Below are 26,135 nucleotides of genomic sequence, written 5' to 3' on the forward strand. Positions count from 1 at the left end.
GATCCGAACCGAACTAGCTTCAGTCCTTAATAAGCTCGTGCAAATACAACTGTATGCTTGGCAGAATCGCCGCATACAAGGCAAGTTTCCTTATGAACAGTTGGCTCAAACGGAATATTCCGGCTCGTAGCCCCAGTTTCTTCTTTGACCTGCTTCTCGCAAGCCGCCGATCCGCACCAGCCGGCTTCAACGAAACCGCGCTGTTCTTCTAGGAAGCTTTTCATTTCATCTAGTGTGTCTACGGAGCGCGAATTATCCTGACGGAATTGCTTTGCACGATTGAACATCTCATGATGTGTTTCTTCCAGCATCGCTTCTACTTCAGCGACAAGATTCGACTGCTGCACGACCCGTTTCTCGCCAGTGATTCTTGAAACCAGAACAACTTGTCCATTTTCCATATCACGTGGTCCAAGCTCAAGGCGAAGCGGAACGCCGCGCATCTCGTATTCATTGAATTTCCAACCTGGACTAACGTCAGCACGGTCATCGACGCGTACTCGTACGCCCGCTTTCTTAAGCTCGGCATGCAGCTCATCTACTCGGCCAACTACTTGCTCACGCATTTTCGCAGGACCGATTGGAATCATAATCACTTGCGTTGGCGCTACTTTTGGAGGCAGTGCCAATCCCCTGTCATCGCCATGTACCATTATAAGTGCACCAATCAGTCTCGTGCTCACCCCCCATGAGGTCGTATGAGCGAACTGAAGCGTGTTCTCACGGTCTAGAAACTTAATATCGAAAGCGACAGCAAACTTCGTACCAAGGTAATGGGATGTGCCTGCTTGGACAGCCTTGCCGTCCTTCATCATCGCTTCAATCGAATACGTATCTACTGCGCCTGCAAAACGTTCAGAAGGTGTTTTCTCGCCTTTAATAACCGGGATCGCGAGAAATTCTTCTACGAATTGGGTATACACATCAAGCATTTGCATCGTCTCTTGGCGTGCTTCTACTTCCGTCTCGTGGGCGGTGTGCCCTTCCTGCCACAAAAATTCACTTGTGCGCAAGAACGGCATAGTGCGCTTCTCCCAACGAACCACATTGGCCCATTGGTTAATGAGCAATGGGAGATCACGATACGATTGAATCCATTTGGAATACATATGGCCGAACATCGTCTCCGATGTCGGACGGATGGCAAGCCGCTCCTCCAGCTTCTCGCCAGCCGCTTCCGTTACCCACGGAAGCTCGGGATTAAAGCCCTCGACATGCTCTTTTTCCTTCTGAAAGAAACTCTCCGGTATAAACAGCGGGAAATATGCATTGCGATGTCCCGTTTCTTTAAAGCGACGATCAAGATCGCGCTGAATATTTTCCCATAGCTCATAGCCCTCGGGACGGAATACAATACAGCCCCGTACAGGTGAATAATCCATGAGCTCTGCTTTTTTGATGACATCGATATACCATCTGGAGAAATCTTCGCTTTGAGGCGTAATTTCAGTAACGAACTGTTTATCTTTAGACATAAGCGACTAATTACTCCCCTCTTACCAATCGTAAAATATCGTTATAGGTTACGACAAGCATTAATACCATGATGAGGGCAAAACCCACAAAGTGCACCATGCTTTCGCGATTTGGATCAATGGGACGGCGGCGGACCGCTTCGATCCCTAGGAAAATAAGGCGGCTGCCATCGAGTGCCGGAATAGGAAGCAAGTTGAATATCCCTAAGTACAAGCTGAGCAATGCCGTCCATGATGTCAATTGAACAATGCCTTGCTGTGCAATTTGGCTAGTGAATTGCATAGTTCGGACAGGTCCACCTAGATCATCAAGCTTAAACTCACCAAAAATCAGCTTTTTAAAGCCATCAAAAATACTGACCGTCATATTTTTCATCAGCTTGCCGGCTCCTGTAAAGGTTTCAACAAAAGTAGCCGGTCGAGTAGGCAGCGCTGCGCTAATCCCTACCTTGCCAACACCTTCTTCGTTAGCCTCAGGGGTGATTACAATCTGCTGAGCCTTACCGTCACGAATGATGTCCATACGGACAGGTACATTCGCAGATTTTCCGATAATGTCTATCATTTTGTCGTAGTCTATTCCAATTTTCACACCGTTGACTGCGTCTACAACGTCGCCTTCTTTGAGATCCACCTTTGATGCTGGCATGCCTTCTTGAATATGTCCGACAAGAAGCTTATCCGGCGAATCAACAGTCATGCCTACCATTTGAATATACGTTGCGGAAAGCACAAATGCGAGCACGAAGTTCATCAAAGGTCCTGCAAAAATAGCAAGTGCACGCTGACCTACCGTCTTGCTGCCAAATTGGCGATCCAGTGGCGCGATTTGTGTTTCCTTGCCTTTGGAAATCATTAGAGCTGCCTCATGTACAGAGAAGCTTTCGTTCTCTCCTTCAACGTCCAAAGTGACGGACAGCTTGTTTTCCAAATCAATCGAAACGATCTCGCCGCGTATGACGCCGCTCCGCTCGTCAAGACGATCAAGGTAGAGCCTTGTCACCTTATCATCTTTGAGGCGGATGGCAATCGTTTGACCTGGCTGGACATCGACGATTTCCGGATCCTCTCCCGCCATGCGGACAAATCCGCCTGCCGGCACCAACCTTAGTGTATATCTTGTCTCTCCGCGCTTGACAGAGATGAGCTTCGGCCCGAAACCAATAGCAAATTCCCGAACCAGTATACCCGCACGTTTTGCGAAAAAGTAATGACCCCATTCATGGATCGTTACGATCACGAAAAAGACGAGTACAGTCAAAAAGACGACTTGAATCATGTGCATTAAGCTGAAGCCTCCTGTTCGTTACGGCCTGTACATAGATTATCATTATTCTCCCGTCCGATACAAGAGAACCGGTATTTGACCGATTTTATACGGATTCTGCCAGCATGCGAGCCCAAGCGTCCACTTCTTCAATCGTCTGCAAGTCATTGATATCCGTTACCTCATGTCGTTCGATTACTGTCTCCAGTATCCGCTCGATATCAAGAAATGTAATCTCACCTTTCAAAAACCGCGCCACCGCAACCTCATTGGCTGCATTAAACACTGCTGGCGCAGACTGCCCCAGACGACCGCATTCAAAAGCTAGCCTTAAACAAGGATACCTTGTAAAGTCCATCTCACGGAAATGAAGCTTGCCGATTTGGGCGAGGTTAAGCCTATGGGTAGGTGTTACATTTCGCTCCGGGTAAGATAAAGCATACTGGATAGGCACACGCATATCCGGAAGACCCAGCTGCGCAATGACGCTATGATCGGTAAATTCTACATAAGAATGAATAATGCTCTCCGGATGAATAATGACATTTATTTGGTCGTATGTAACATCGAATAACCATCTTGCTTCAATTACTTCAAGCCCTTTATTTACCATCGTCGCTGAGTCTATGGTGATTTTCGCACCCATGGACCAGTTTGGATGATTGAGCGCTTCATCAACGGTTACGCCCGCAAGCTGATCCCTTGTACGGTCACGGAATGATCCACCCGATGCCGTTAGCGTAATTTGCTTAATGGCTTGCCTGTTTTCCCCGTTTAGACATTGGAAGATTGCTGAATGCTCGCTATCGATTGGCAAAATGGATACGCCAAGATGACGTGCTCGTTCCATTACGATGTGTCCTGCAGTAACAAGGGTTTCCTTATTAGCTAATCCTATCGTTTTGCCCGCATTTATCGCAGCAAGTGTAGCAGGCAAGCCCCTGCTGCCCACAATGGCCGTCACAACGACGTCTGCGTCCGTACCAGCTGCCACTTCGATCAAACCTTCTTCCCCGTGCACCACCCTTGTTCCAGTCGGCAAATGGGGACGTACGGCTTCAGCGTCAGACTTTGATGCCATGCTTACTAGCGCTGGCTTGAATCGCTTCGCTTGTTCGATCAGCAAATCTGTATTCGTACCTGCAGATAGCCCTACCACTTTATAGCGCTCGGGATCATGCGCCACAATATCTAGCGTCTGGGTGCCGATCGAACCTGTCGAACCTAGAATACTAATTTTTTTCATGCGAAAAATCCTCCTGACTTATACGGGCAGCAGCTCGGTTAGCACTAATAGCGGAAACACGATGAGCCAGCTGTCGCAACGGTCAAGCACGCCACCATGTCCTGGCAACAACGCGCCTGTATCCTTAATATTTCTCACGCGTTTATACGCGGATTGAATGAGATCCCCAAATTGGCCTGCCACCGCAGCAACCAGACCGATCACTAGCGCTTTTGGAAGGGAAATGACTTCGGGTACGCTCAAAGCGAAAACAGCAGAGACAATTAAGGAAAATAAAACGCCTCCCAAGGCGCCTTCAACCGTCTTATTTGGACTAATCGAGGGCCAAAGCTTGGTTTTCCCAAAAGCTCGTCCCATGAAATAAGCACCAATATCCGATGCCCATATACATCCGAAAGCGATGAAGGTCCACAATAAGCCATGGTCCTCAATTTGACGAACTTCACGCATAGCCGCAAAGCCATAGCCTACATATAAAGCGCCTAGCAACATAAGTGCGGCGCCGTCGATTGTCGTTTTATTTTTTGTAACTACGGTTAATGCCAGCAACAAGAAAGCAAGCATCCAAACGATGGCCAGTACGGAAGGAATCACAATTCCCCACTCAGACCATGGAAGCACAAACAGTAGCACACCCGCATATCCAAGCAAAGCGGACGGATGCGACCATGCTACGCCATTCATGCGCACATATTCAGTAGTGCCGATCAACGCAAGCAGTATAAGCAGACCGGTATATAACCAGCCGCCTGCAATAGTGAAACCGATGAAGCCTGCACCTGCTATTACTCCGGTAATTATTCTTTGTCTCAATGAAATGTCACACTCCGTTGCTTGAAGCTACAATCCACCATATCGACGTGCTCGACGCTGATATTCCAAAATCGCCTCATGGAAATGCGCTTCTGTAAATTCCGGCCAATACACATCCGTAAACCACAATTCACTGTATGCCAGCTGCCACATCATAAAATTGCTTAAGCGCAGCTCTCCACTTGTGCGAATCAATAAATCCGGATCAGGCAAGCCATGAGTAAGCAAACGGTCCGCCATCACTTGATCATCAATATCATCAATAGCCAAGTGACCTTGTTGAACCTCAGCTGCGATGTTTTTAACTGCTTCCAGCATTTCCTTACGGCTTCCATAATTCAAAGCGAAATTCAATACAAGTCCAGTATTATTAGCGGTCTTGACGATTGCTTCTTCTACCGCGCTTAAAGTGAATGATGGCAAATCTTCTTTATGGCCCATCATACGAACTTGAACATTATTCGCAATCAGCTCTTCCAGTTCGATTTCAAGAAATTGCTGCGGCAGCTTCATGAGGAAATCGACCTCAGCTTTTGGTCTTTTCCAGTTTTCTGTTGAAAACGCATATAAGGTCAAGTATTTGACGCCTAACCGATCAGCTGCCATGGTAATACGTTTGACCGCTTTCATGCCGGAATGATGACCTGCCATTCGTGGCAATCCACGATCTTTAGCCCAGCGACCGTTCCCGTCCATTATAATCGCAACGTGCTCAGGCACATTATCTAAGGCCACAGAATCAGTCGGCTGTAAGGACGATTTGCCTAGTTTGGCCCAAAGTCGCTCGATCATCTTACTTCCTCCCAACCGAAATCAAAACCAAACCCCACCTATCGGAGGGGCCTAGAGATCATTATACTTCCATAATTTCTTTTTCTTTGGCAACAAGCACTTTATCAACTTCTGCAATAAATTTATCTGTTGCCTTTTGAATATCTTCCTGATGCCCACGCGATTCATCTTCAGAAATCGTCGACTTCTCCAATTTCTTCACACCTTCATTAGCATCACGGCGAATATTGCGGATAGCAACCTTCGCTTCTTCACCAAATTTCTTCGATGTTTTCACAAGGTCTCCACGTCGTTCTTCCGTGAGTGGCGGGATTGAGATACGAATCGCAGTTCCATCATTAGACGGAGTCAAACCCAGATCCGATTTCATAATCGCTTTCTCAATGGCAGAAATCGAAGTTTTGTCCCAAGGTTGAATAAATAATGTACGTGAGTCTGGCGTATTGATATTCGCTAATTGATTAACAGGCGTCATAGCCCCATAATATTCGACTTGAATGCGATCTAGCAAAGCTGGATTTGCTTTGCCAGCGCGAAGCGTCGACAAATCACGTCTCAACGCAGAAATGGCTTTATCCATACGTTCTTCAGCATTTTTTTTGATTTCTTGTGGCATTATTTCGCACTTCCTCTCACTATCGTTCCGATTTTCTCACCCAGTACGACGCGTTTAATATTCCCTTTCTCCGTAATTGCAAATACGATAAGCGGAATATTATTGTCCATGCAAAGTGAGGCTGCTGTTGAATCCATAACACCTAAATTGCGGTTAAGCATATCGAGGTAAGTAAGCTCCTCGAATTTTTCTGCTGTATTATCTTTAAATGGATCAGCAGAGTAAACGCCATCCACTTTGTTTTTTGCCATCAGAATAACTTCTGCTTCAATCTCAGCTGCACGCAGCGCTGCAGTCGTATCCGTTGAGAAAAACGGATTCCCTGTACCAGCAGCAAAAATGACAACGCGGCCCTTCTCCAAATGACGAATAGCACGACGTCTGATGTATGGTTCAGCAATTTGCTGCATAGCGATCGATGTTTGTACCCGTGTTGGCACATCGATTTGCTCCAGCGCATCCTGCAGCGCCAGTGAATTCATAAGAGTTGCCAGCATGCCCATATAATCGGCAGTAGCCCGGTCGATCCCTTTCGCGGAACCAGCAATACCGCGCCAGATGTTGCCGCCGCCGACAACAATAGCGACTTCTATGCCAAGAGCAACGACTTCCTTCACTTGGTCTGCAATGGAAGATATGACTGTTGCTTCAATGCCGTAACCTTCATTTCCTGACAACGACTCACCGCTGACCTTCAAGACAATACGTTTGTATACAGGCTGCTCCAACGTTAATACCTCCATCATGCACCTCGTCGAATGAGGTCCTTTAAAATATGTTCTAATCATACAAGCAGGCGGGGCGGACGCCCCGCCCCGCCTGTGCGTTCGGATTAATGTTTAACTTGAGCCATTACTTCTTCAACGAAGTTGTCAACTTTTTTCTCTAGGCCTTCACCAAGCTCATAGCGAACGAAGCGACGGATCGAGATGTTTTCACCAATTTTGCTGATTTTTTCGTTAAGCAAAACAGAAATAGTCTTGTCTGGGTCTTTAATGAACGATTGCTCAAGAAGACAGAATTCTTCGTAGTATTTCGAGATACGGCCTTCAACCATTTTTTCAACGATTTTTTCAGGTTTGCCTTCATTAAGCGCTTGAGCTTTCAAAATTTCACGTTCTTTTTCAAGTTCTTCAGAAGAAACCTCTTCGCGGCTAACAAATTTCGGGTTAGCTGCTGCGATTTGCATAGCAACGTCTCTTGCAAACTCACGGAATTGATCCGTTTTTGCAACGAAATCCGTTTCACAGTTCACTTCAACGATTACGCCAATACGACCGCCTGCATGAATATACGATTCAACTACGCCTTCGGTTGCAATACGACCAGCTTTATTTGCTGCTGCCGCCAAACCTTTTTCACGAAGTACTGCAATTGCTTTTTCAACGTCATTATTTGTTTCATCCAAAGCTTTCTTGCAATCAAGCATTCCAGCTCCAGTTCTTTCCCGTAGTTCCTTTACCGCGCTAGCACTAACTGCCATTATAAGCCCTCCTATGATTTGTACGCGAGCTTGTCGCCCCGTAATTAGTGATTTACATTCGAAAAAAGGGCAGTGAGAGGTTTATCACCATCTGACCACCCTTTGTTGACTAACTAAAGCCTTTAAATTAAGCCGTTGTTTGTTCGCCTTGGTTAGCTTCAACGATTGCATCAGCCATTTTCGACGTCAACAACTTAACGGCACGAATTGCATCATCGTTACCAGGGATAACATAGTCGATTTCGTCCGGATCACAGTTCGTGTCCACGATACCAACGATTGGAATTCCAAGTTTACGAGCTTCTGCAACAGCAATACGCTCTTTGCGTGGGTCAATGATGAACAACGCGCTTGGCAAACGTTTCATTCCTTTAATACCGCCAAGGAACTTTTCCAAACGGTCTTTTTCTTTGTTAAGAATGATAACTTCTTTCTTAGGTAGAACCTCGAAAGTGCCATCCTCAGCCCATTTTTCAAGTTGTTTCAAACGATCAATACGTTTTTGAATCGTTTGGAAGTTAGTCAAAGTTCCACCCAACCAACGTTGGTTGATATAGAAGTTGCCGCAACGTTCTGCTTCTTCTTTTACGGAATCTTGAGCTTGTTTTTTCGTACCTACGAACAGCATAGTGCCGCCGTCTGCAGCGATCGATTTAACAAAGTTGTACGCTTCGTCAACTTTCTTAACCGTTTTTTGCAAATCAATAATGTAAATCCCGTTTCTTTCTGTGAAGATATAACGATCCATCTTCGGGTTCCAACGACGAGTCTGATGACCGAAGTGTACCCCAGCTTCTAGTAGCTGTTTCATGGAAATAACCGCCATTTCTCCAACACCTCCTATAATGGTTTTTTTAGTGCTCCTCCGCCAGTCGCATCTTTCGTCAAAACTTCCGCCGGGCGGAAGCACCGTTTGACAAAATTGACCTGCGTGCGTTTTTAACACCGTGAATTAATATACCATAAATACATATCCCGTGCAACAATCGTTTCGTAAAAGATAGATTAATTTGTCTTTCTATTTGAATTAATTAGATCAGCTTCTGCTTTTGTTAGAGGTTGTCCCGTAACTACAGTAATGGCTTCTTTTACTGTACTATTCTCATGAAACAAAAAATACCCAGCCCGAACTTGCTTTTTCGACTTTTTCATTTGATTAATAAATCCGGCTTCGTCGGCAATAATGAAATTCGCAGCTAACAGCTCCGCAGTCTTACTCAAACTCGAGCCCGGCTCGATTCGGATCACATGCTCAATTGCCTCAAGCTCAGCTGCTGGGGGTTCCACTGGAGCTTCAGTAACGTTTTCTGTTGGCGCTATTGCAGGAGCATCTGTAGAAGCATTATTCTCGGCAACAGGCTCATCCTTGATAGCATCAGGTGACGATGTTGGCTGAGGCTCTTCTTTAGTTTGTGTGGAATCTCGTTCTTCCTGGATCAACGCCTCGACCTCTGCTTGTGTATACAGCTTCTCATCTACACCTTGTCCCATAAGACCTAATCTTTCTCTGCTCTGTTCCCCTGAGAGCATTAATTGAAAAAGTAGTGCACCTACAATAATCCCAGCTCCCAGTCCAATAAAAAACAAACGGTTCTTAAGCATGAGCAGCCACCTCTTGCTTGGCTAGCTGTATAATAAGCTGGACTTCACCTTTGTTCATGCCAAGCTTTTTTGAAATCATTTCGATCGATTTTCCTTGCTCGTAGAGCAAAAAAAGATCAGGGTAACGTCTATGAATCGTTTCTTTCTTCGGTACTTCTTCTTGCAGCGGCTCTGCATATTTTGCAATGTCTGACTCTGGTGTGGAAATAAGAAAAGAGGGAGTCTCGGAATGCGGCATGGCCTGATTTGTCGAGGAGACAGAAATGGAGCGGGATTCTTGCAATTGTTCAGTTAGTCGTTCGCATTTCTTCTCCAGCTCCGATATCCGTTGTTCCTTGCGCTCAGAATCGGATTTAGACTCTTGCTGCGCCATTCTAACGAGTGAAACGAGCTCCTCATTGTCCTTCTCCATGTTTTCCATAAACTGCTCCAGTGCCGTTTCCATGTTTTGCATCGACTGTGGGGGCACAACTGCTTCCTGTTTTTTCCGAGGAATGACAAAAGCGCCAACAATGACAACCGCGCCGAGTAATACAATATATTGCAAGTATGGCTGCATCGTTCCTAACCTGCCTTCCTTGGATCGCCTTAAGCTTTACAGCTTAATATCTAATTTATGACCTTTAAACGGATGAGTAGGCTTAGGCTCCTGCTCACCATCTTCACTCTCTTGCTCTGAATGATTGCGTTTTGCTTGTTTATGACCTTTATCCTGCTGTCCTTCATGGTCACTTCGGATATGAAGCCCATTTGACTGCTCGACAGCTGTATTTTTACCTCTTAAAAGCTCAGTTTGCTTGCTTGTTTGTTCCGCCAACTTATTCTGATCCGCTACAGGTTTATGAATAGCTTGTCCATGCATACCGCTAAATTCTTGCGTGCGCGGTACTGACATCTGCAAATCTATCGATTTGAATGTCATCACAACTCACCCCTTTGGCCAATCATCGTTTACGCTATTTATTGTAAGGAATCATTACAACGTCCCCATCGGAATACTGGAATGTGACCCGCTGGGAAGAATCCTTTACAAACTTGGTATAACGGCCAATTACAATTTTTGTCCCGCCAAAAACAATATTGCTTATACTAATCTTTGAGCGGTCGGTATCCTCTAATGTTCTTTCAATTTCAAGGATTCTGCTTTTTGTTTCCTCATTCTCCAGTGTCATTTGGCGCTTCGATGCAGTAAGCTTAATCCGCAATGCAAGCTTATCTGGTGTTAACTGACCTGCAGCTGCCAATTGGTCTAAAATAACAAGCGCCTTGTCGGTTTTGTCGAGGTTTTGCATATATTGCTTTAAACTAGCTCTGAGCTCTAGCAGCTCTGCGCGGTCTTCAGGTTTAACGCCAACCTCAATGGTAGTTGCGGTTGACATCGAATTCCCAACAATACGTGCAATAACAAGATCGCCAGCTTGCACCAGCCCACCTACGATTAAACCTTTGGTTCCCGAACAAATCACTGTTTTACCCGCTCTCACATGCGAATGCATGATGCTTTGGGATACAATGACTTCCTCGCCGGCGATAACGTTTCCATCTTGAATGAAGGTACTACGAACATTGCGGCCAGCTTTGACATATCCTTTGTTACCCGCAAGTATCCCTCCGGTAATTTCAATCGAGCCCTCTGTCTCGATTTCAGCACCTTCAACCCCGCCGATAATTCGGATATCACCTGAAGCCTTGACCCGGAAACCACTGAGTACATTGCCACGAATGACGACCGTACCGACAAAATCAATATTGCCGACGCTGTAATCCACATCTCCGTTCACTTCATACACCGGAAACACATTAATCTTTTCTTTCTCCGTTAAAGAGATGAGACCATCTAGGGCTGAATACATCGCCGTTTGATTATCGTTCAAAACCACATTTTTGCCTACTTTAAATCGAACATGCTTCCCAAGCTTCGCCGGCAGCTCTTCCCCCGTAACGGTTTTCCCAGAAGGCCCTGGCTCGGGGTCGATACGTTCAGCGATCAACTGTCCGCGTTTTACGTTTTTCAGTTGTACGACCTCTTTGTAATCGACCTTTCCATCTTCGAGCTCGGTTGGGGCGTTATTTTTTTTGTCCATGTCAAAAACAAGCTTTATAAACCCATCTTTACCATTTAAAGGGGAGTCCCCTTTGGCAACTAACGTTTGTTCCTTGCAATATGCAAGAGGATTTGTCCCAATTTGGTGAAGAACATCAGTACGCAAGCCGTAAACGATTCCCTTACTTCGCAAAAACCGTTCCAGCTCATCCCCATTACTTTCAAATTCATCTGTTATTCGGCTAAATGTTAAAAAGGCAGACAGCTTATCTGCTGACGTCTGGATGCTTAGGTACGATTCTAATTGTAGATTATCCACCTTAACCCCCCTCTCTAATGCTCCATAAGTTGATCTTTATGCTTAGCCAAAGCTCCTCTTAGCCTTAAAATCGCTTTCGAGTGCAGCTGGGAAATTCTCGAAGGTGAGAGTGACATTACTTCTGCAATTTCACTTAATGATAATTCTTCGTAATAAAATAAGGAGACAACCGTTCGTTCCTTTTCCGTTAGTTGATCGATTCCTTTTACTAATGATTCTTTCAAATAAAATTCATGTACTTTATGATCCGGGTTTTTAGCTTTATCGTCTACGAGCAACGACATTCTTGTCTCTGATTCTTCATCACGAATCGGGTCTTCCAACGAGCAAACGGTAGTTACAGATATATCTTGCAGCATTGTTATAAATTCTTTCTCGGAAACATCGAGATAACGGCTAATCTCCGCATCCGTAACCGATCGTAAATATTGCTGCTCCAAATGCTGATAAGCTTCTTCTACTTTTTTTGCTTTTTCCCGCACAGAGCGTGGTACCCAATCCCCCTGACGCAAGCCGTCAATAATGGCGCCTCGAATGCGCCATGAAGCATAGGTTTCAAATTGCAAGCCACGGCCATAATCGAATTTCTCGATCGCATCAATCAATCCCATTACGCCGTTGCTGGCAAGATCGTCTTTAATTACGTTTTTTGGGAGCCCAATTGCCATGCGATTCGTGACATAATCAACGAGCGGCAAGTACTGCTCGATCAGTTTCTTCTTTGCTTCCAACTCGCCTTGTTCTCTCCAGGCTTGCCACATCTGCAAGTTTGTCAGATGAGGGGTTTTATGCTCAATCATCGACTCACTCTCCTGTCAGGTGACGAATGGCTTTAACCAATTCTTCAGGCTCTGTATTTTTAGTAGATAATAATTGTGGAGGAGTTAACGGCCGAAAATCTTTTTCTTCGTTAGATAAAGAAGCTGCAGACGACGTTGATGTTCCCTCTTGCATTTGCGATTTCAATAAATTGTTTAATTCCTGCGCCTCGTCCGGGGTCTTAAGATCGAACTGAGCGCCCTTGCCTTCCTCGTCCATTTCTTCAGGAAGCTCCCCTACTAGTGAAGGAGGGACAAGAATGTATGCTAATAAGCCCCTTACTCCATACGCAAGAACAAAAAAAGCGATGAAAGCATACATACTCCTAAGCAGCATAACTGTAATCGGATTGTTTCCGATTGAGAAAGCTACCGTCAGCACGGTGCCTAATATTCCAAATACGACATTCCATCGCCATGTTCCCAGCATATCAAATCTCCTTTGTTCCAAACTGAACGCTTCTTATCGATAACGTACCGCTAACACTGTCAAACTCAATCGTCCGGCCAAAGCTTCCCCCTGTATCCTGAGACAAGATCGGGATTTTAAATCTCAACAGCATCGCTGTACAAGACTCTACGTTGCGCGGGCCTATTCTTAAGGAGTCCGTATGGCCCGACATGGCAAACATTTGTGCACCACCAGCCATCTTTGCTTTCATCCGTTCGATGTAAGCACCGGCTGCTATCATTCGATCTAGCAGCTCGGGAATAGCGGTATCGGCATATTTGGCCAAATTCATTTTGGTCTCACGGGCAATTTCTGAAGACGGCAGCATAACATGTGCCATACCGGCAATTTTTCGAACCGGGTCATAAAGGGTAAGCCCTACGCATGAGCCCAAACCGGTCGTTTTAAGTATTGCTCCATCTGTTGCGATATTTAAATCTGCCATGCCTACTTTGACCAAATTTTGTTGTATCATTCGCTAACGACTCCCAAAGCCCTGAATATTTTCTCAAACGACTCCGGGTCCGGAATGAGGAAAAAATGTCCTTCAAGCGATTGACAATCCTCTAAAAAGGTCGTTTCAATAAGTAGGGCCGAGTCTCCCATCTCCCCGTACTGCATTAAACCATAGCTAAGAATTGCACCTGCCATGTCTACTGCTACAGCTGGAACGGATGGGGCCATCGATAAATGCGTAAAATCAGCCAACGAAGACAAATAAGATCCAGCCAAGATGTTGCCAATTTCACAAAGGGCAGAAAGCTCCATTTCTGTATAGCCTTCATGCTCTTCCATGTTAATGGAAAGCAGCTGCCGCAAAATTCGTTTTGCTGATTCTTCTTCAATAATAAAAAACATGTTTCCTGGCGCTTCTCCTTCTACACGAAGAAACACGGCGATTACAATCTGTTCAGAACCGCCGACACGCTCAGCAACCTCTTCGAATGGAAGCAAACTAACTTTTGGTACTGCCATATCAACGGGTTTATCTAACAAGCGAGATAATGCGGTTGCTGCATTACCCGCCCCAATATTGCCGACTTCTTTCAAAACATCAAGCTCAAAAGCTTCAAAGCGGCTAAATAGACTCACGCTTTATCCCTCTAACTGCTCGACTTGAATAATTTCGTTTTTGTTTAACACTTCTGACAAATTGAGCATGATGAGAAGTCGACCTTCACCAAGCTTTGCAATGCCTCTTAAATATTTCGCTTTAATGCCACCAACAATTTCAGGCGGCAAATCGATCGTATCGGTATCGATATCAATGACATCATTTGCAGCGTCAACAATAAATCCAACCTCAATATCTGCCACAGCTACGACGATAATTCTCGAGTTTTCTGTTGGTGTTGTTTCTGTCAGATTAAAACGGCCACGCAAATCAATAACCGGTACGACAACGCCGCGTAAATTAATGACACCTTTTATGAATGCAGCTGTTTTTGGAACACGTGTAATCGGAGATAATCTTTCAATCGTGCGAACCTTGTCTACTTCAATTCCGTACTCTTCGTTGCCGAGCGCGAACACGATAACTTTTAATTCTTCTCCCATCGTAAAAGCCCCCTTTATTTGATTAGTGCGTTCGGATCAATAATCAATGCGACATAACCGTCTCCAAGTATCGTAGCGCCAGACACGGCTTCTACGTTCGTTAAGTACTTGCCTAACGTTTTCAATACGATTTCGCTTTGGCCAATAAATTCGTCAACCATCACCGCAGCCCATTTTTCACCTTTGCGAACGACTACGATTTCAGTTTCCTGCTCTTCATTTTCATTGAAATCAGGTGATTCCAGTACTTTGCTTAAGGATACGAGCGGAATAATGACATTTCTGAATTCAATCATCTGATTGCCATGCACATGCAAAATTTGCTCCTTGCGGATGATGCCTGTTTCGACAATTGAAGTTAACGGTATCGCATATTTCTCTGAGCCAAGCTTTATCAGCATTGCTGAAATAATGGATAGCGTCAGCGGTAGTTGTACAGAGAACTTCGTGCCTCTGCCGAAAGCGGAATCAATCGTTACATTTCCGCCCAATGAGGTGATCTTAGACCGCACAACGTCAAGGCCAACGCCTCGTCCCGAAATGTCAGATATTTTATCCGCAGTACTAAAACCTGCTGCAAAAATCAACATATTAATTTCGTCTGGCGAAAGCAGCTTCGCTTGCTCCTCTGTGACAACGCCATTTTTGATCGCTGTTTTGAGAACACGCTCGTGGTGGATGCCACGGCCATCTTCCTCAACTTCAATAAAGACATGATTTCCACTATGAAAAGCACGTAGATGAATGGTACCCGTCTCCGATTTCCCTGCTGCAATTCTCTCTTCCTGTGTCTCGATCCCATGGTCAACCGAATTACGAAGTAAGTGAACCAGCGGATCGCCAATTTCATCGATAACCGTACGGTCAAGTTCAGTATCCGCACCGGTAATTACCAAATCGATTTTCTTATCCAGTGACTTAGCCAAATCTCTGATCATCCGTGGGAATCGATTGAATACCGAATCTACAGGCACCATCCGAAGCTTGAGAACAATGCTTTGCAGATCCGAGCTCACCCTCGTCATGTGCTCAACCGTTTCGGTTAAGTCATTCCTTTTAATTTCGCTGGATAACTGTTCAAGGCGTACGCGGTCAATCAGTAATTCACTGAATAAATTCATCAGCGTATCCAGCCGCTCTATGTCTACACGAATCGTTCTGGAAACGTTGGCCGGAGCTGCCTGCGCTGCAGGCGCTGCCGCTTTGCTTGGCGAAACCTCTCGCGGGGTAACCTCTTTAGTGGCGCTTTGAGCAGGCAGCACCGCTGCCTGCGTAGGCGTCTCTACCTCAACAGCCGCGGCTGCGTTGGACTGGCTAAGTACAGCTAAAGACTCTGCATCAAGCAAGGTCACGACCGCTGCATCGATTTCGGAGATGTTAAGAAGCTGCGTTTGCAGGTCTTCCTGTCCAAGACGGCAAATCGTAAACACCGTAAAAGTAAAATCAAATTTTTCCTGCTCAATGTCTTGCACGGAAGGATCAGATTTAATAACTTCTCCATTTCGCTCCAGCAGGTCAAAGACCATGTAGGCACGAACAGCTTTCAACAAACAATTCTCACGAATGGAGATTTGGATGTGAAAAACATTATGACCAGACTCTACGGATTGTAATAGAATGGAAGACTGGAACTCATCCAGCAGCATCGCCCCTGATGCGCTTGATGTTGCTGCTCCAGACGAGCTTGCAGCTACTGTAGGCGCCTCAGGCGCTTTTTCTGCGCTATAATCACTCTTCAGTATGACTTGCAAGGAAGCGACAATCGACGTTACGTCTGCTTTCCCTGTTCCACCGCCCACAATATCCTGCACCATGGCTTCTAGAGCATCAAGCCCTTTAAACAAGGTATCAAATATAAAGCTATCCATCTTAAGCTTGCTATTACGAACAAGATCCAGCACGTTTTCCATTTCATGCGTCAACGCAGCCAAATCCTCGAAGCCCATCGTGGCGGACATCCCTTTCAGCGTATGAGCTGAACGAAATATATCTTGAACGATACTGAGTTCCTCAGGTTCGCTTTCCAGCCGCAGCAAATTTTCATTTAATGCTTGCAAGTGATCATTAGATTCATCAATAAACATCGATAAATAGGCATTCATATCCATTTTCGAGCACCTCCTGTTAGTATGTTTAAGCGCTTATCCAATCTATTTCATCACTACTTGCACAAGTTGCGGAGCAATGTGCTGCAGCGGCAATACTTTATTCACACAACCAGCTTCTACAGCGGATCTCGGCATGCCATAAACGACGCAGGTTTCCTCGGCTTCAGCAATCGTGGTATCAATTCCACATTCAGCAAGAAGCTTCATGCCTTTGGCCCCATCACTTCCCATCCCCGTCATGATAACCGCGTGGCGCTTCAGCTCGCGAAAAGAGGATATTGATTCAAAGAGTACATCTACAGAAGGACGATGACCGTTGCGTTGAGGCTGTTCCGTCAAAAGAATCGAATAGCCGGAAGTATCCTTAGAGAGTTCCATGTGATAACCCCCGGGAGCAATGTAGACCACCCCAGCCGATACACGTTCCCCCTGCTCTGCTTCTACGACTCGAAGCTCGCTAAAGCTGTCTAGCCGCTGAGCAAGCGATTTGGTGAATTTAGGTGGCATATGCTGAACAATGAGCACTGGTGCTGGAAAATCTGCCGGCAATGAAGTAATGACTTCATGAAGCGCTCTTGGTCCACCCGTTGAGGTTCCGATGGCTACGATGTGTTTAAAAGATGCAGTAGAAGTGGTGGCTGCTTTTTTATGAACATCCGGTGGTTCTCCCTGCATGATTTTAGGTATCTTTGGCGTTTTGTTGTTCAAAATGGTTCGTACAGACTCGCTTGTTTGCTTGTTCACCGTTGAAGCTTCATCCGGCTTTTTCACTGTTAATTTTTTATGTAGAGGATCTGCCGCTTTCTCGGTAAGCTTCTTTCCTTCTTTCGGCAGGACCGGTTTGATTCGATCTTTCCCATCAGCTTTTATTTTTGCAGCCAATGGATCATCATGTGATGTTGTCTTTTGTTTTGAAACAGCTGGCATTTCTTTAGAGGGTGCCATTTCCTCAAATGCCGCTGTAACTTTTTCGCTAATCGAAATGATCGGCTGGTATCGCTTGGTTAAAACGGCAATTCGCAGCTTCTCAAGCAAAAAGTCACCCACATGATGAATATCGTTCGACATCGCGCTTGACGGTTTTCTTATAAAGTCGAACGCACCAAACTGCAGCGCTTTGATGGTTTCACGTGTATTGTCTTCGCTTATCCCTGAGAGCATGATTACAGGCGTAGGAAGCTCTCTCATAATGATTTGCAGCGCTTCAATGCCGTTCATTAAAGGCATTTCCAAATCCAGTGTAACGGCATCCGGCTTCCATTTATGAACCGCTTCTACTGCTTCTTGACCATTTACTGCAGTTGCTACAATTGTAAATTGAGGATCTTGAATAATTAAATCACTAATTATTTTCCTCATAAACCCGGAATCATCAACAACCAGTATGCGATAAGGAGCCATTTCATTTCCTCCTCACTTCCAAAGGATTATCTTGAGAGTCTGAACATTTTATGCAAAAATCCTTTGATGCCACTGCTATTTGCAGAGCCTTGCGCAATCTCCAGAAAGTGCTTAGCGATTCGATCAATTGCAACCGAAGCTTCGCTTCCCGGGTAGGCGACTGTAAAAGGAATTTGACGCTTCACCGCTTTAGATACATTGGGGTCGTCAGGTAAAATACCTAAATGAGGCAACTCCGAGTGTAGAAACCGTTCAGCAACCATGCTGATTTTTTCTGCGGTTTGCTTGCCTTCCCGATGATCCATAGCACGATTGACAATTAATTTAAACTGAACATCAACTTCCATGCCCTTAACCATTTTAATTAAGGCATAGGCATCCGTAATTGAAGTTGGCTCGGGAGTGGTGACTACGATTGTCTCTTGGGCGGCGGTAATGAACTTCACCGTTTCCTTTGAGAGTCCTGCACCTGTATCAAACAAAATGATGTCGTATCGACCGTGAAGCTTGCTTATTTCTTCAGCAAAACGATCAAGCTGCTCTACCGACAAGTCCATTAAATCTCGAAATCCGGAGCCGCCTGCAATAAAATGCAGCCCCTCCGGTCCTTCTTGGACAATTTCCCAAATCGTTTTTTCCTGCTTAAGCAAATGATAAAGGTTGTAGGTAGATGTAACTCCCATCAGCACATCAATATTAGCCATCCCAATATCTGCATCAAATACTAGAACCTTTTTCCCTAACCGCTGAAGTGCCAAGGCAAAATTAAGACTGAAATTGGACTTCCCTACGCCGCCCTTTCCGCTGGTTACAGTTATAACGCGCGTCGTACGGCCTTCATTTTGGAGCTCCTGTTTTTTGACTAAATTTCGTAAAGCTTCGGCCTGGTCCATCATAAGCTTTGGCCCCTAAGAAGCTTATGAATATAAGGCTTAACTTGAAACTTCTCTATATCATCCGGAACGGTCTGGCCACTTGCCAAATAGGTAGGCAGCAGTTCGAAATTCATGATTAGGTTGAAAATCGCTCCGTAAACCGAAGTTTCATCAAGCTTTGTAAAAAGCACCTTTTGAACACCATATTTGCTGAAATGATCGGCTACAGCAGCCATATCACGCGTTTTCCCTGTCATGCTAAGGACAAGAATGGTTTCGCTAGGCTCGTTTGTCTGAAGCAGGCTGTTTACCTCGGATACATGAAGCTCGCTCCTGAAATTCCGGCCCGCCGTATCCATATAAATCAATTCCTGTTCCTCCAACTGCTTGAGCGCTCTAGGTAAATCCATTTGAGAAAATACGACCTCAATCGGTACATTTAATATATTGGCATACGTTCTTAACTGATCCACCGCCGCAATTCGGTACGTATCGGATGTGATAAAGCCTACTTTTCGTCCATTTTTAATCGTTTGCTCTGCTGCCAGCTTTGCAATGGTCGTGGTCTTGCCTACGCCGGTTGGCCCAACAAAGTGAACGACTCTGGCATTACTGCTGATGCCGCTTCCCTCATAAGGTCGCAGCCACTCCTCCAACTGGGCCTCAGCCATATCCCAAACCTGTTCACCGGTAAACTCAACACGATTTTCCGTTTGTTTATCAATTATCGATTGAACCAAGCGCTCAATCCATTCCGCATCCATCTCTTGGTCAATCAAATGCTCCTTAAGCAAAATCAAATGTTCATTCATGGCAATAGTGCTGCTTTGCTGTTTGGATAGCTTGACCATGTATTCCCTTAAATCACGGATCTCATCAATGATGAACTGCTCACGTTCCACTCTGGCTGGATTTTCCTTTATCGGCTGAGCAACGATTGGTTCTATTACCGCTGTGGCCGCAGTTGCTGAAGCACGCTGCGCCGTTTGCAAAATTTTCTCAACAGCTGCATCAACTTGAGGATTTGTGTTCCTTTGCGGCTGCGAAGGAGGATTGGCCTGATTGGTTTCAATGGCTGCAATCACTTCCATCTTTTTCTTGCGAAACATCCCCATAAAGCCGCCAACCTTAATTTCCTTTGTATTCAAAATAACTGCATCTTTGCCAAGCTCAGTCCTGATCATAGAAACTGCCTCGGGCAAGGCATTGACTATATACCGTTTTACTCTCATAAATTCACCACCCCGACGCTTTGAACTTCAATGTTCGGTTCAAGTTCACTGTAGGAAAGGACAGGAACATCCTGCATGGTTCTCTCGACAATTTGTCTCAAATACATGCGAATGGTCGGTGATGCCAGTACAACGGGCTGCTGACCAGATTGGATTTGACGATTAACATGCTCATTAAGCTTCTGATAGATTTGCTGAGTAGATACCGGATCGAGCGCAATGTAGGTACCCTGCTCCGATTGCTGCACCGATTCGGCAATCTTCTTTTCGAGTTGAGGACCTACCGTAATCACGCGAAGTGTGTCTCCACCTGATGAGAATTGCTGCGTGATTTGCCTTGATAAAGACTGTCGCACATATTCGGTCAAAATATCAGGATCTTTTGTGTAATTTCCGTGATCAGCCAACGCTTCAAAAATAGTAACCAGATCTCGAATGGACACCTTTTCCCGCAACAGCTTAGCTAGAACCTTCTGAACATCACCAATTGTGAGAATAGAAGGAATCAATTCATCAATAAGCGCTGGGTATGACTCTTTCACATTTTCAACCAACTGCTTCGTTTCTTGACGGCCAATTAGCTCGTGTCCGTGACGCTTAATAATTTCAGTTAGATGTGTCGCAACTACGGACGGAGGATCTACAACCGTGTAGCCTGACAATTCCGCGCGTTCTTTCATTTGCTCGTCAATCCATATTGCAGGAAGCCCAAACGCCGGTTCAGTCGTTTCGATTCCAACAACCGAATCGTCTTCAAAGCCGGGACTCATTGCCAAATAGTGGTTAAGAAGCAGATCGCCGCGCGCAACGGTATTTCCTTTAATTTTAATGACATACTCGTTTGGCTTTAACTGAATATTGTCCCGAATCCGAATGACTGGAACGACAAGACCAAGCTCAAGCGCGCATTGCCTACGAATCATAATGATTCGATCTAGCAAATCCCCGCCCTGTTGTGTATCTGCAAGTGGGATAAGTCCATAACCGAACTCAAACTCAATCGGATCAACCTGCAGAAGGCTAATGACACTTTCAGGACTGCGCACCTCTTCAATCTGCTGCTCTTCGACAAGCATTTCCTCTTGGGCTTGCTGCTTGTGAATCGCTTTCTGCATATACCACCCGCCAAACGCTAACATAATGGCAAATGGCCATGTTCTGAGCGGGCCGATAGGCGTAAGGCCAAGAAGTCCGATTGTACCTGCTGCAATGAATAACAATTTAGGGTATTTGAATAGCTGAGAAGTGACATCCTCTGCCAAGTTCCCATCTGATGCCGCCCTAGTTACTATTAAACCGGCAGCCGTTGAAATAAGCAGTGCAGGTATTTGACTGACCAGACCATCACCGATTGTCAGAATTGAGAAGGTAGATAAAGATTCTCCAAAGCTTAAATCATGAATGGCCATACCAATAATAAATCCGCCTACTAGGTTAATTACGAGGATAATGATGGATGCAATAGCATCCCCTTTTACGAATTTGCTGGCACCGTCCATCGCTCCGTAAAAATCAGCCTCGCGCTCAATCTTAGACCGCCGCTCCCTTGCTTGCTGCTCGTTGATCAAGCCAGCGTTCAAATCCGCATCGATACTCATTTGCTTACCTGGCATTGCGTCGAGCGTAAATCTTGCTGCCACCTCGGCAACACGCTCAGAACCTTTGGTAATAACGATAAATTGGACGACAACGAGGATGAGGAAGACGATAAAACCGATAGCAATTTGCCCGCCGCCTACCCAGCTGCCGAACGTAGCTACAACTTCCCCAGCTTCTGCATGCGACAAAATATTTCTAGTGGTGGAGACGTTTAGCGCTAGCCTAAATAGGGTAGTGATTAAGAGAATAGCGGGAAAGATTGAGAAATCCAGCGCTTCCTTCGTATTCATGGCAATTAGCAGTATCATTAATGCGATTGAAATATTTAGAATAATGAGGATATCTAGTAGTAGGACTGGGATCGGGATTATCATCATGAGCACAATTCCAATAACGCCAAAAAGTACTACAAAGTCCCTTGCTTTCATGACGCCGCCTCCTCCCGTAGTGTTATGATGATTTCACGCGTCCTTTCATCTTATAGACATATGCAAGCACCTCAGCCACAGCTTGGAACAAGTCCGGAGGAATGACATCGCCTATTTCCGCTCGTTCATAAAGCGCTCTGGCCAATGGTTTATTTTCCATAGTAACCACACCGTTTTCTTTGGCTATCTCTTTAATACGAAGCGCAACGTGATCCATACCTTTTGCAATGATCTTGGGCGCTTCCATTTTCGTAGCATCATATTTCAATGCAATAGCAAAGTGCGTGGGATTTGTAATAATAACATCCGCTTTCGGAACCTCCTGCATCATTCGCTGCAAGGCCATTCTTCTTTGCCGCTCTCGGATCTTCCCCTTAATAATCGGGTCACCTTCTGATTTTTTGTACTCATCCTTAATGTCTTGCTTTGACATTTTCAAGCTTTTGTTATGCTCATAGCGTTGATAGAAATAATCAGCGAGCGCAAGCGCGGTTAGCACGGCTCCGATCTCAATGCCAAGCTTCACTGTTAATCCAGCGGTAAAGCTGAATATTTGTTGAATGGGCAAACTCGCAAGCACTAATATGCGCTGCCATTCACTCGATATTGCTGAATAAACGAGCACTCCGATGATAAGAAGCTTTAATACACTTTTCAGAAACTCAACGATCGTTTTTGCTGAAAAAATTTGTTTAAACCCGTTTATCGGGTTCAACTTGCTAAGTTTCATTTTGAGGGGATCGCCCGTTAATAAAAAACCAAATTGAATAACGTTTCCGAGAATTCCAATTAAAATAGTAATTGCAAAGATGGGCAATAAAAAGAGTAACAACTCCATAGCAATCTCGTTAAATAACTCCATAATGTTACCAGTGGTAACTTCCATCAACAGCCATTCTTCAAATAAACTACTGAATAGCATCATAATCTTATTTTTATAGTAGTCCCCTAACATAATGAAACCCATAAAAACAAACATTAAGATAAAAGAACCAGGCAAATCAGAGGATCTCGCAATTTGGCCTTTCTTTCTAGCTTCATCCCTTTTCTTCGGAGTAGCTTGCTCAGTCTTTTCTTGACTAAACAGCTGTAGATCAAGCTTTAGCCGGTAGTCTCGCACGATCGCATCCTCCTATTGCCCTTCAGGCGGCGGTCCTTGCACAATTCCGAACAACTGCTCCAAAGAATCAAACATAATGGAAAACAATCTTTCGAACAGACCAGCAAGACTTGGCATTAACAATATGAGCAAAAACATACCTATTATCAGCTTCAACGGTATCCCAATAACGAACACATTGAATTGTGGAGCTGTTTTGGTTAGAAAACCAAGTCCAACATCCGTCAAAAACATAGCTACGACTAGCGGCGCAGCTATTTGAATAGCGAGCAAAAAAGTATTGCCTACCGTCCTTGTTAAAAAATCAGTTATGCCGCCGCTCATCAAACGACTAAATAGTTCATTGGACAACGGCATCCATTTGTAACTATCCATCAGGCCAGTCAGCAAAAAGTGATGGCCGTTCATCATTAGAAAAACAACGATAAGCAGCATGTATTTGAAATTACCGAGCAGCGGGGCTGATGTGCCCGTATGAGGATCTACAATGTTAGCCATAGCAAAACCGACTTGTAAATCCATAAAGGCTCCTGCGGTTTGTACTACAGTAAAAAACAGGTAGACGACATACCCCATGAGGACGCCGATCAATATTTCTCGAAGCAGAACAAGAATATATTCAGCATCCGGCACAATCGTTTGCTGCATGCCGTACGTTAAAAAAACGATAAAAGAAATGAAAAAACCTAAACCGATTTTAAATACATTCGGCACGCCTCGCGAAGAAAAGACAGGCGCGACGACGAAAAACGCAGTTATTCGACAAAAGATTAACAAAAAAATAGGAAAGCCTTGTACGATCGCGTTCATTCACCCACAACCTAACCGATGTAATTATGAAGATTGTTCAGCAGATTATAAGTGAAGTCGATAACCGTATTAAGAATCCATGGACCAAAAATGATTATTGATACGAAAACAGCTACGATTTTCGGTACAAAAGCAAGCGTCTGCTCTTGAATCTGAGTAGTTGCCTGAAATATGCTGACAAGTAGACCTACGACCAAAGCAAGAACGAGCATTGGCGCACTGGCTTTCAATACTACGAATACGGCCTCCCCGGCCAATCCGATTATGAAATCAGTACTCATCTTGCGTCCCCCCTGCTGTAATCACGTGTTGAAGCTTAATAATAACGATTTGACGATCAAATACCATCCGTCTACTAAAACGAACAACAGCAATTTAAAGGGCAACGATATCATGACCGGAGGTAGCATCATCATACCCATCGCCATCAGGGTACTGGCGACGATCATATCAATAACCAAAAACGGTATAAAAATCATAAAGCCCATTTGAAATGCAGTTTTAAGCTCGCTAATGGCATACGCAGGAATAAGTACCGTAATTGGTATATCTTCAAAGGTTTCCGGTTTCTCGGTTTTGGTGTAATTCATAAAGAGCATCAGATCCTTCTCCCTGGTATGGGAGAACATGAATTTTTTCATAGGAACGGCTGCTTCCTGAAACGCCTCCGTTTGAGAAATTTGACCTTTAAGATAAGGCTGTAGTGCCACTTCATTCACCTGCGAGAACGTCGGAGCCATAATGAAGAAGGTTAGAAACATCGCAAGCCCGATAAGCACCTGATTTGGCGGCATCTGCTGTGTACCAAGCGATGTTCTCACAAAGCCCAAGACGATAACGATACGAGTAAAACTTGTCATAAGCACCAAAATAGCAGGCGCAACACTGAGCACTGTTATTAATAGAAGAATGGATAAAGCGCTAGTACCAGGCGCTTCACCGCTTCCGTTTCCTATGTTAATGGAAACATCGGGCAAAGGCTCCGCAAAGGCTTGGTTATGAATAAGCATTCCAAGCAGCTGTACAGCAACGATTGATATCCACCACTTATTTTTCATCGTCCATCAACCGTTCATTTGGTTTAGATTCATGCAGCAATGATTCCAATTGTTGCTTACGATCAGCTTGTTGGCTGAGCTTGCTATGTAACAAGTTCTGGAATGAGTCCGCATTGTTCCACTGCTCATTCGTTGGCTCCGGACCGGATTTCCCGTTTCGGTTTTTCAACTTGCTTAACAGCTGGGAAACAACATCTTTAGACCAAACCGTCTCTTGCTGTCGTTCCAATGCGGCAATGACCGCACGAACTTCCTCCGGTTCCTCCAGCTTGTCAATCAGGGTAATATTCTCGCCAATGCCCACAATGTAAATGCGGCCTGCAATTTCAATTACCTGAAGCGAGTTGTTTTGTCCTAGCGCAAGACCGCCGAGCGAACGAAGCGAACGATTCGTCCCCCACGTTCGGCTGCGCTGAGACAACCATTTAATAACCAATATAATTAATACGATAACGATCGCTAACGCGACGATAACCCAGACTAAGCTTCCCGCTAAATCCTTTGTGCCACTGAACACCATCTGTTCATCATTGTTTGCGCTGCTGCCGTCTAAGGCAGCAGCAGCCGCAAAATGAGGCCATATCGCCATCCCAAGAGCAGACACCATTGAAATGCGCGAAGGTAAGTTAAGCATAAGTCTTACCGTTATCCCAGAGTTTTCTTGATCGCTTCGATAACGCGATCAGCTTGGAACGGTTTGACGATGAAATCCTTTGCGCCTGCTTGAATCGCATCAATAACCATTGCTTGCTGACCCATTGCTGAACACATAATGACTTTTGCGTTGCCATCCAGCTTTTTAATTTCTTTCAGTGCAGAAATCCCGTCCATTTCAGGCATCGTAATATCCATTGTTGTCAGATCCGGTTTCAATTCCTTATACTTCTCAACTGCTTGTGCGCCATCTTGGGCTTCACCGACGACTTCGTAGCCGTTCTTTGATAAAATGTCACGAATCATCATGCGCATGAAAGCTGCGTCGTCTACGATAAGAATGCGGTTTGCCATCTTTTTTATCCTC

The 26,135-nt window shown here is 45.0% G+C and carries 29 protein-coding genes; all 29 read right to left on the bottom strand.

Annotation, left to right across the window (positions count from 1 at the left end):
• Positions 1 to 26: 26 nt before the first annotated feature.
• The 29 genes from proS to E0496_RS06220 all read right to left on the bottom strand — a co-directional run bounded on the left by proS (position 27) and on the right by E0496_RS06220 (position 26,122).
• The gene (gene proS, locus E0496_RS06080; RefSeq protein WP_141500743.1) at positions 27 to 1,475 is read right to left on the bottom strand and encodes a proline--tRNA ligase; all 1,449 of its coding nucleotides are present in this window, start codon (positions 1,473 to 1,475) and stop codon (positions 27 to 29) included.
• A 10-nt stretch (positions 1,476 to 1,485) separates the two neighbouring features.
• Entirely contained in the window at positions 1,486 to 2,760 is a 1,275-nt protein-coding gene (rseP, locus tag E0496_RS06085; RefSeq protein WP_141500744.1) for an RIP metalloprotease RseP, read from the bottom strand.
• An 88-nt stretch (positions 2,761 to 2,848) separates the two neighbouring features.
• Positions 2,849 to 3,988, bottom strand: coding sequence for a 1-deoxy-D-xylulose-5-phosphate reductoisomerase (locus tag E0496_RS06090; protein ID WP_141500745.1), 1,140 nt, complete (start codon positions 3,986 to 3,988; stop codon positions 2,849 to 2,851).
• A gap of 18 nt (positions 3,989 to 4,006) precedes the next feature.
• Positions 4,007 to 4,801, bottom strand: a complete 795-nt coding sequence (locus E0496_RS06095) for a phosphatidate cytidylyltransferase (RefSeq protein ID WP_141500746.1) — start codon at positions 4,799 to 4,801, stop codon at positions 4,007 to 4,009.
• 27 nt (positions 4,802 to 4,828) lie between these two features.
• Positions 4,829 to 5,593, bottom strand: a complete 765-nt coding sequence (locus E0496_RS06100; RefSeq protein ID WP_141500747.1) for an isoprenyl transferase — start codon at positions 5,591 to 5,593, stop codon at positions 4,829 to 4,831.
• Between the two features lie 61 nt (positions 5,594 to 5,654).
• Positions 5,655 to 6,209: a ribosome recycling factor gene (frr, locus tag E0496_RS06105; RefSeq protein WP_141500748.1), complete on the bottom strand. Its 555-nt coding sequence runs from the start codon at positions 6,207 to 6,209 to the stop codon at positions 5,655 to 5,657.
• The gene (gene pyrH / locus E0496_RS06110; protein ID WP_140000146.1) at positions 6,209 to 6,937 is read right to left on the bottom strand and encodes a UMP kinase; all 729 of its coding nucleotides are present in this window, start codon (positions 6,935 to 6,937) and stop codon (positions 6,209 to 6,211) included. Before pyrH ends, frr begins: the two co-directional genes overlap by 1 nt.
• Before the next feature lie 104 nt (positions 6,938 to 7,041).
• The gene (gene tsf, locus E0496_RS06115) at positions 7,042 to 7,692 is read right to left on the bottom strand and encodes a translation elongation factor Ts (protein ID WP_141500749.1); all 651 of its coding nucleotides are present in this window, start codon (positions 7,690 to 7,692) and stop codon (positions 7,042 to 7,044) included.
• A 127-nt stretch (positions 7,693 to 7,819) separates the two neighbouring features.
• Positions 7,820 to 8,518 (bottom strand): 30S ribosomal protein S2, encoded by a 699-nt coding sequence (rpsB, locus tag E0496_RS06120; RefSeq protein ID WP_141500750.1) that lies wholly within the window; start codon positions 8,516 to 8,518, stop codon positions 7,820 to 7,822.
• A gap of 179 nt (positions 8,519 to 8,697) precedes the next feature.
• Positions 8,698 to 9,294, bottom strand: a complete 597-nt coding sequence (locus tag E0496_RS06125; protein ID WP_141500751.1) for a hypothetical protein — start codon at positions 9,292 to 9,294, stop codon at positions 8,698 to 8,700.
• The gene (locus E0496_RS06130; RefSeq protein WP_141500752.1) at positions 9,287 to 9,853 is read right to left on the bottom strand and encodes a DUF6115 domain-containing protein; all 567 of its coding nucleotides are present in this window, start codon (positions 9,851 to 9,853) and stop codon (positions 9,287 to 9,289) included. The genes E0496_RS06125 and E0496_RS06130 overlap by 8 nt, the downstream gene beginning before the upstream one ends.
• A 36-nt stretch (positions 9,854 to 9,889) precedes the next feature.
• The gene (locus E0496_RS06135) at positions 9,890 to 10,216 is read right to left on the bottom strand and encodes a hypothetical protein (protein WP_141500753.1); all 327 of its coding nucleotides are present in this window, start codon (positions 10,214 to 10,216) and stop codon (positions 9,890 to 9,892) included.
• A gap of 34 nt (positions 10,217 to 10,250) precedes the next feature.
• Positions 10,251 to 11,657: a DUF342 domain-containing protein gene (locus E0496_RS06140; RefSeq protein ID WP_141500754.1), complete on the bottom strand. Its 1,407-nt coding sequence runs from the start codon at positions 11,655 to 11,657 to the stop codon at positions 10,251 to 10,253.
• Positions 11,658 to 11,671: 14 nt separating this feature from the next.
• Positions 11,672 to 12,457 (bottom strand): FliA/WhiG family RNA polymerase sigma factor, encoded by a 786-nt coding sequence (locus tag E0496_RS06145; protein ID WP_141500755.1) that lies wholly within the window; start codon positions 12,455 to 12,457, stop codon positions 11,672 to 11,674.
• A 4-nt stretch (positions 12,458 to 12,461) separates the two neighbouring features.
• The gene (locus E0496_RS06150) at positions 12,462 to 12,905 is read right to left on the bottom strand and encodes a hypothetical protein (protein ID WP_141500756.1); all 444 of its coding nucleotides are present in this window, start codon (positions 12,903 to 12,905) and stop codon (positions 12,462 to 12,464) included.
• Position 12,906: 1 nt separating this feature from the next.
• On the bottom strand, positions 12,907 to 13,401 hold the full coding sequence (locus E0496_RS06155; protein WP_139998387.1) for a chemotaxis protein CheD: 495 nt from the start codon (positions 13,399 to 13,401) through the stop codon (positions 12,907 to 12,909).
• Complete coding sequence (locus tag E0496_RS06160) at positions 13,398 to 14,018, bottom strand: chemotaxis protein CheC (protein WP_141500757.1); 621 nt, start codon at positions 14,016 to 14,018, stop codon at positions 13,398 to 13,400. Before E0496_RS06160 ends, E0496_RS06155 begins: the two co-directional genes overlap by 4 nt.
• Positions 14,019 to 14,021: 3 nt before the next feature.
• A complete protein-coding gene (locus E0496_RS06165) occupies positions 14,022 to 14,483 on the bottom strand; it encodes a chemotaxis protein CheW (protein WP_141500758.1) in 462 nt (153 codons plus the stop codon).
• Positions 14,484 to 14,497: 14 nt separating this feature from the next.
• Positions 14,498 to 16,591 carry a chemotaxis protein CheA gene (locus tag E0496_RS06170; RefSeq protein WP_141500759.1) on the bottom strand — a complete coding sequence of 698 codons (2,094 nt, stop codon included), beginning with the start codon at positions 16,589 to 16,591 and terminating at the stop codon, positions 14,498 to 14,500.
• Between the two features lie 42 nt (positions 16,592 to 16,633).
• Positions 16,634 to 17,992 (bottom strand): protein-glutamate methylesterase/protein-glutamine glutaminase, encoded by a 1,359-nt coding sequence (locus E0496_RS06175; RefSeq protein WP_141500760.1) that lies wholly within the window; start codon positions 17,990 to 17,992, stop codon positions 16,634 to 16,636.
• Positions 17,993 to 18,018: 26 nt separating this feature from the next.
• Complete coding sequence (locus E0496_RS06180) at positions 18,019 to 18,888, bottom strand: MinD/ParA family protein (protein WP_141500761.1); 870 nt, start codon at positions 18,886 to 18,888, stop codon at positions 18,019 to 18,021.
• Complete coding sequence (gene flhF, locus E0496_RS06185) at positions 18,885 to 20,099, bottom strand: flagellar biosynthesis GTPase FlhF (protein WP_141500762.1); 1,215 nt, start codon at positions 20,097 to 20,099, stop codon at positions 18,885 to 18,887. Before flhF ends, E0496_RS06180 begins: the two co-directional genes overlap by 4 nt.
• Entirely contained in the window at positions 20,096 to 22,126 is a 2,031-nt protein-coding gene (gene flhA, locus E0496_RS06190; RefSeq protein ID WP_141500763.1) for a flagellar biosynthesis protein FlhA, read from the bottom strand. Before flhA ends, flhF begins: the two co-directional genes overlap by 4 nt.
• Before the next feature lie 22 nt (positions 22,127 to 22,148).
• Positions 22,149 to 23,246, bottom strand: coding sequence for a flagellar biosynthesis protein FlhB (gene flhB, locus E0496_RS06195; RefSeq protein WP_141500764.1), 1,098 nt, complete (start codon positions 23,244 to 23,246; stop codon positions 22,149 to 22,151).
• A gap of 12 nt (positions 23,247 to 23,258) precedes the next feature.
• Positions 23,259 to 24,056, bottom strand: coding sequence for a flagellar biosynthetic protein FliR (gene fliR / locus E0496_RS06200; RefSeq protein ID WP_141500765.1), 798 nt, complete (start codon positions 24,054 to 24,056; stop codon positions 23,259 to 23,261).
• Positions 24,057 to 24,067: 11 nt separating this feature from the next.
• Positions 24,068 to 24,337: a flagellar biosynthesis protein FliQ gene (gene fliQ / locus E0496_RS06205; RefSeq protein WP_102712145.1), complete on the bottom strand. Its 270-nt coding sequence runs from the start codon at positions 24,335 to 24,337 to the stop codon at positions 24,068 to 24,070.
• A 21-nt stretch (positions 24,338 to 24,358) separates the two neighbouring features.
• The gene (fliP, locus tag E0496_RS06210) at positions 24,359 to 25,066 is read right to left on the bottom strand and encodes a flagellar type III secretion system pore protein FliP (protein ID WP_241674615.1); all 708 of its coding nucleotides are present in this window, start codon (positions 25,064 to 25,066) and stop codon (positions 24,359 to 24,361) included.
• Positions 25,067 to 25,103: 37 nt separating this feature from the next.
• Positions 25,104 to 25,748, bottom strand: a complete 645-nt coding sequence (locus E0496_RS06215; RefSeq protein ID WP_141500767.1) for a flagellar biosynthetic protein FliO — start codon at positions 25,746 to 25,748, stop codon at positions 25,104 to 25,106.
• Positions 25,749 to 25,759: 11 nt separating this feature from the next.
• Positions 25,760 to 26,122, bottom strand: coding sequence for a response regulator (locus E0496_RS06220; protein WP_028611027.1), 363 nt, complete (start codon positions 26,120 to 26,122; stop codon positions 25,760 to 25,762).
• Positions 26,123 to 26,135: the final 13 nt, after the last annotated feature.

The organism is Paenibacillus luteus, assembly GCF_006542765.1.
GTDB lineage: Bacteria > Bacillota > Bacilli > Paenibacillales > Paenibacillaceae > Pristimantibacillus > Pristimantibacillus luteus.

Bases quoted from the DNA above. Each gene is read 5' to 3' on its own strand.
- E0496_RS06135 (WP_141500753.1), bottom strand. From the start codon at position 10,216: ATGACATTCAAATCGATAGATTTGCAGATGTCAGTACCGCGCACGCAA.
- proS (WP_141500743.1), bottom strand. From the start codon at position 1,475: ATGTCTAAAGATAAACAGTTCGTTACTGAAATTACGCCTCAAAGCGAA.
- E0496_RS06125 (WP_141500751.1), bottom strand. From the start codon at position 9,294: ATGCTTAAGAACCGTTTGTTTTTTATTGGACTGGGAGCTGGGATTATT.
- E0496_RS06175 (WP_141500760.1), bottom strand. From the start codon at position 17,992: ATGGCTCCTTATCGCATACTGGTTGTTGATGATTCCGGGTTTATGAGG.
- flhF (WP_141500762.1), bottom strand. From the start codon at position 20,099: ATGAGAGTAAAACGGTATATAGTCAATGCCTTGCCCGAGGCAGTTTCT.
- E0496_RS06215 (WP_141500767.1), bottom strand. From the start codon at position 25,748: ATGCTTAACTTACCTTCGCGCATTTCAATGGTGTCTGCTCTTGGGATG.
- E0496_RS06220 (WP_028611027.1), bottom strand. From the start codon at position 26,122: ATGGCAAACCGCATTCTTATCGTAGACGACGCAGCTTTCATGCGCATG.
- frr (WP_141500748.1), bottom strand. From the start codon at position 6,209: ATGCCACAAGAAATCAAAAAAAATGCTGAAGAACGTATGGATAAAGCC.
- rpsB (WP_141500750.1), bottom strand. From the start codon at position 8,518: ATGGCGGTTATTTCCATGAAACAGCTACTAGAAGCTGGGGTACACTTC.
- E0496_RS06180 (WP_141500761.1), bottom strand. From the start codon at position 18,888: ATGATGGACCAGGCCGAAGCTTTACGAAATTTAGTCAAAAAACAGGAG.
- flhA (WP_141500763.1), bottom strand. From the start codon at position 22,126: ATGAAAGCAAGGGACTTTGTAGTACTTTTTGGCGTTATTGGAATTGTG.
- E0496_RS06150 (WP_141500756.1), bottom strand. From the start codon at position 12,905: ATGCTGGGAACATGGCGATGGAATGTCGTATTTGGAATATTAGGCACC.
- E0496_RS06165 (WP_141500758.1), bottom strand. From the start codon at position 14,483: ATGGGAGAAGAATTAAAAGTTATCGTGTTCGCGCTCGGCAACGAAGAG.
- fliP (WP_241674615.1), bottom strand. From the start codon at position 25,066: ATGCTTATTCATAACCAAGCCTTTGCGGAGCCTTTGCCCGATGTTTCC.
- E0496_RS06155 (WP_139998387.1), bottom strand. From the start codon at position 13,401: ATGATACAACAAAATTTGGTCAAAGTAGGCATGGCAGATTTAAATATC.
- fliR (WP_141500765.1), bottom strand. From the start codon at position 24,056: ATGAACGCGATCGTACAAGGCTTTCCTATTTTTTTGTTAATCTTTTGT.
- rseP (WP_141500744.1), bottom strand. From the start codon at position 2,760: ATGCACATGATTCAAGTCGTCTTTTTGACTGTACTCGTCTTTTTCGTG.
- tsf (WP_141500749.1), bottom strand. From the start codon at position 7,692: ATGGCAGTTAGTGCTAGCGCGGTAAAGGAACTACGGGAAAGAACTGGA.
- E0496_RS06100 (WP_141500747.1), bottom strand. From the start codon at position 5,593: ATGATCGAGCGACTTTGGGCCAAACTAGGCAAATCGTCCTTACAGCCG.
- E0496_RS06170 (WP_141500759.1), bottom strand. From the start codon at position 16,591: ATGGATATGAATGCCTATTTATCGATGTTTATTGATGAATCTAATGAT.
- E0496_RS06130 (WP_141500752.1), bottom strand. From the start codon at position 9,853: ATGCAGCCATACTTGCAATATATTGTATTACTCGGCGCGGTTGTCATT.
- fliQ (WP_102712145.1), bottom strand. From the start codon at position 24,337: ATGAGTACTGATTTCATAATCGGATTGGCCGGGGAGGCCGTATTCGTA.
- E0496_RS06145 (WP_141500755.1), bottom strand. From the start codon at position 12,457: ATGATTGAGCATAAAACCCCTCATCTGACAAACTTGCAGATGTGGCAA.
- E0496_RS06090 (WP_141500745.1), bottom strand. From the start codon at position 3,988: ATGAAAAAAATTAGTATTCTAGGTTCGACAGGTTCGATCGGCACCCAG.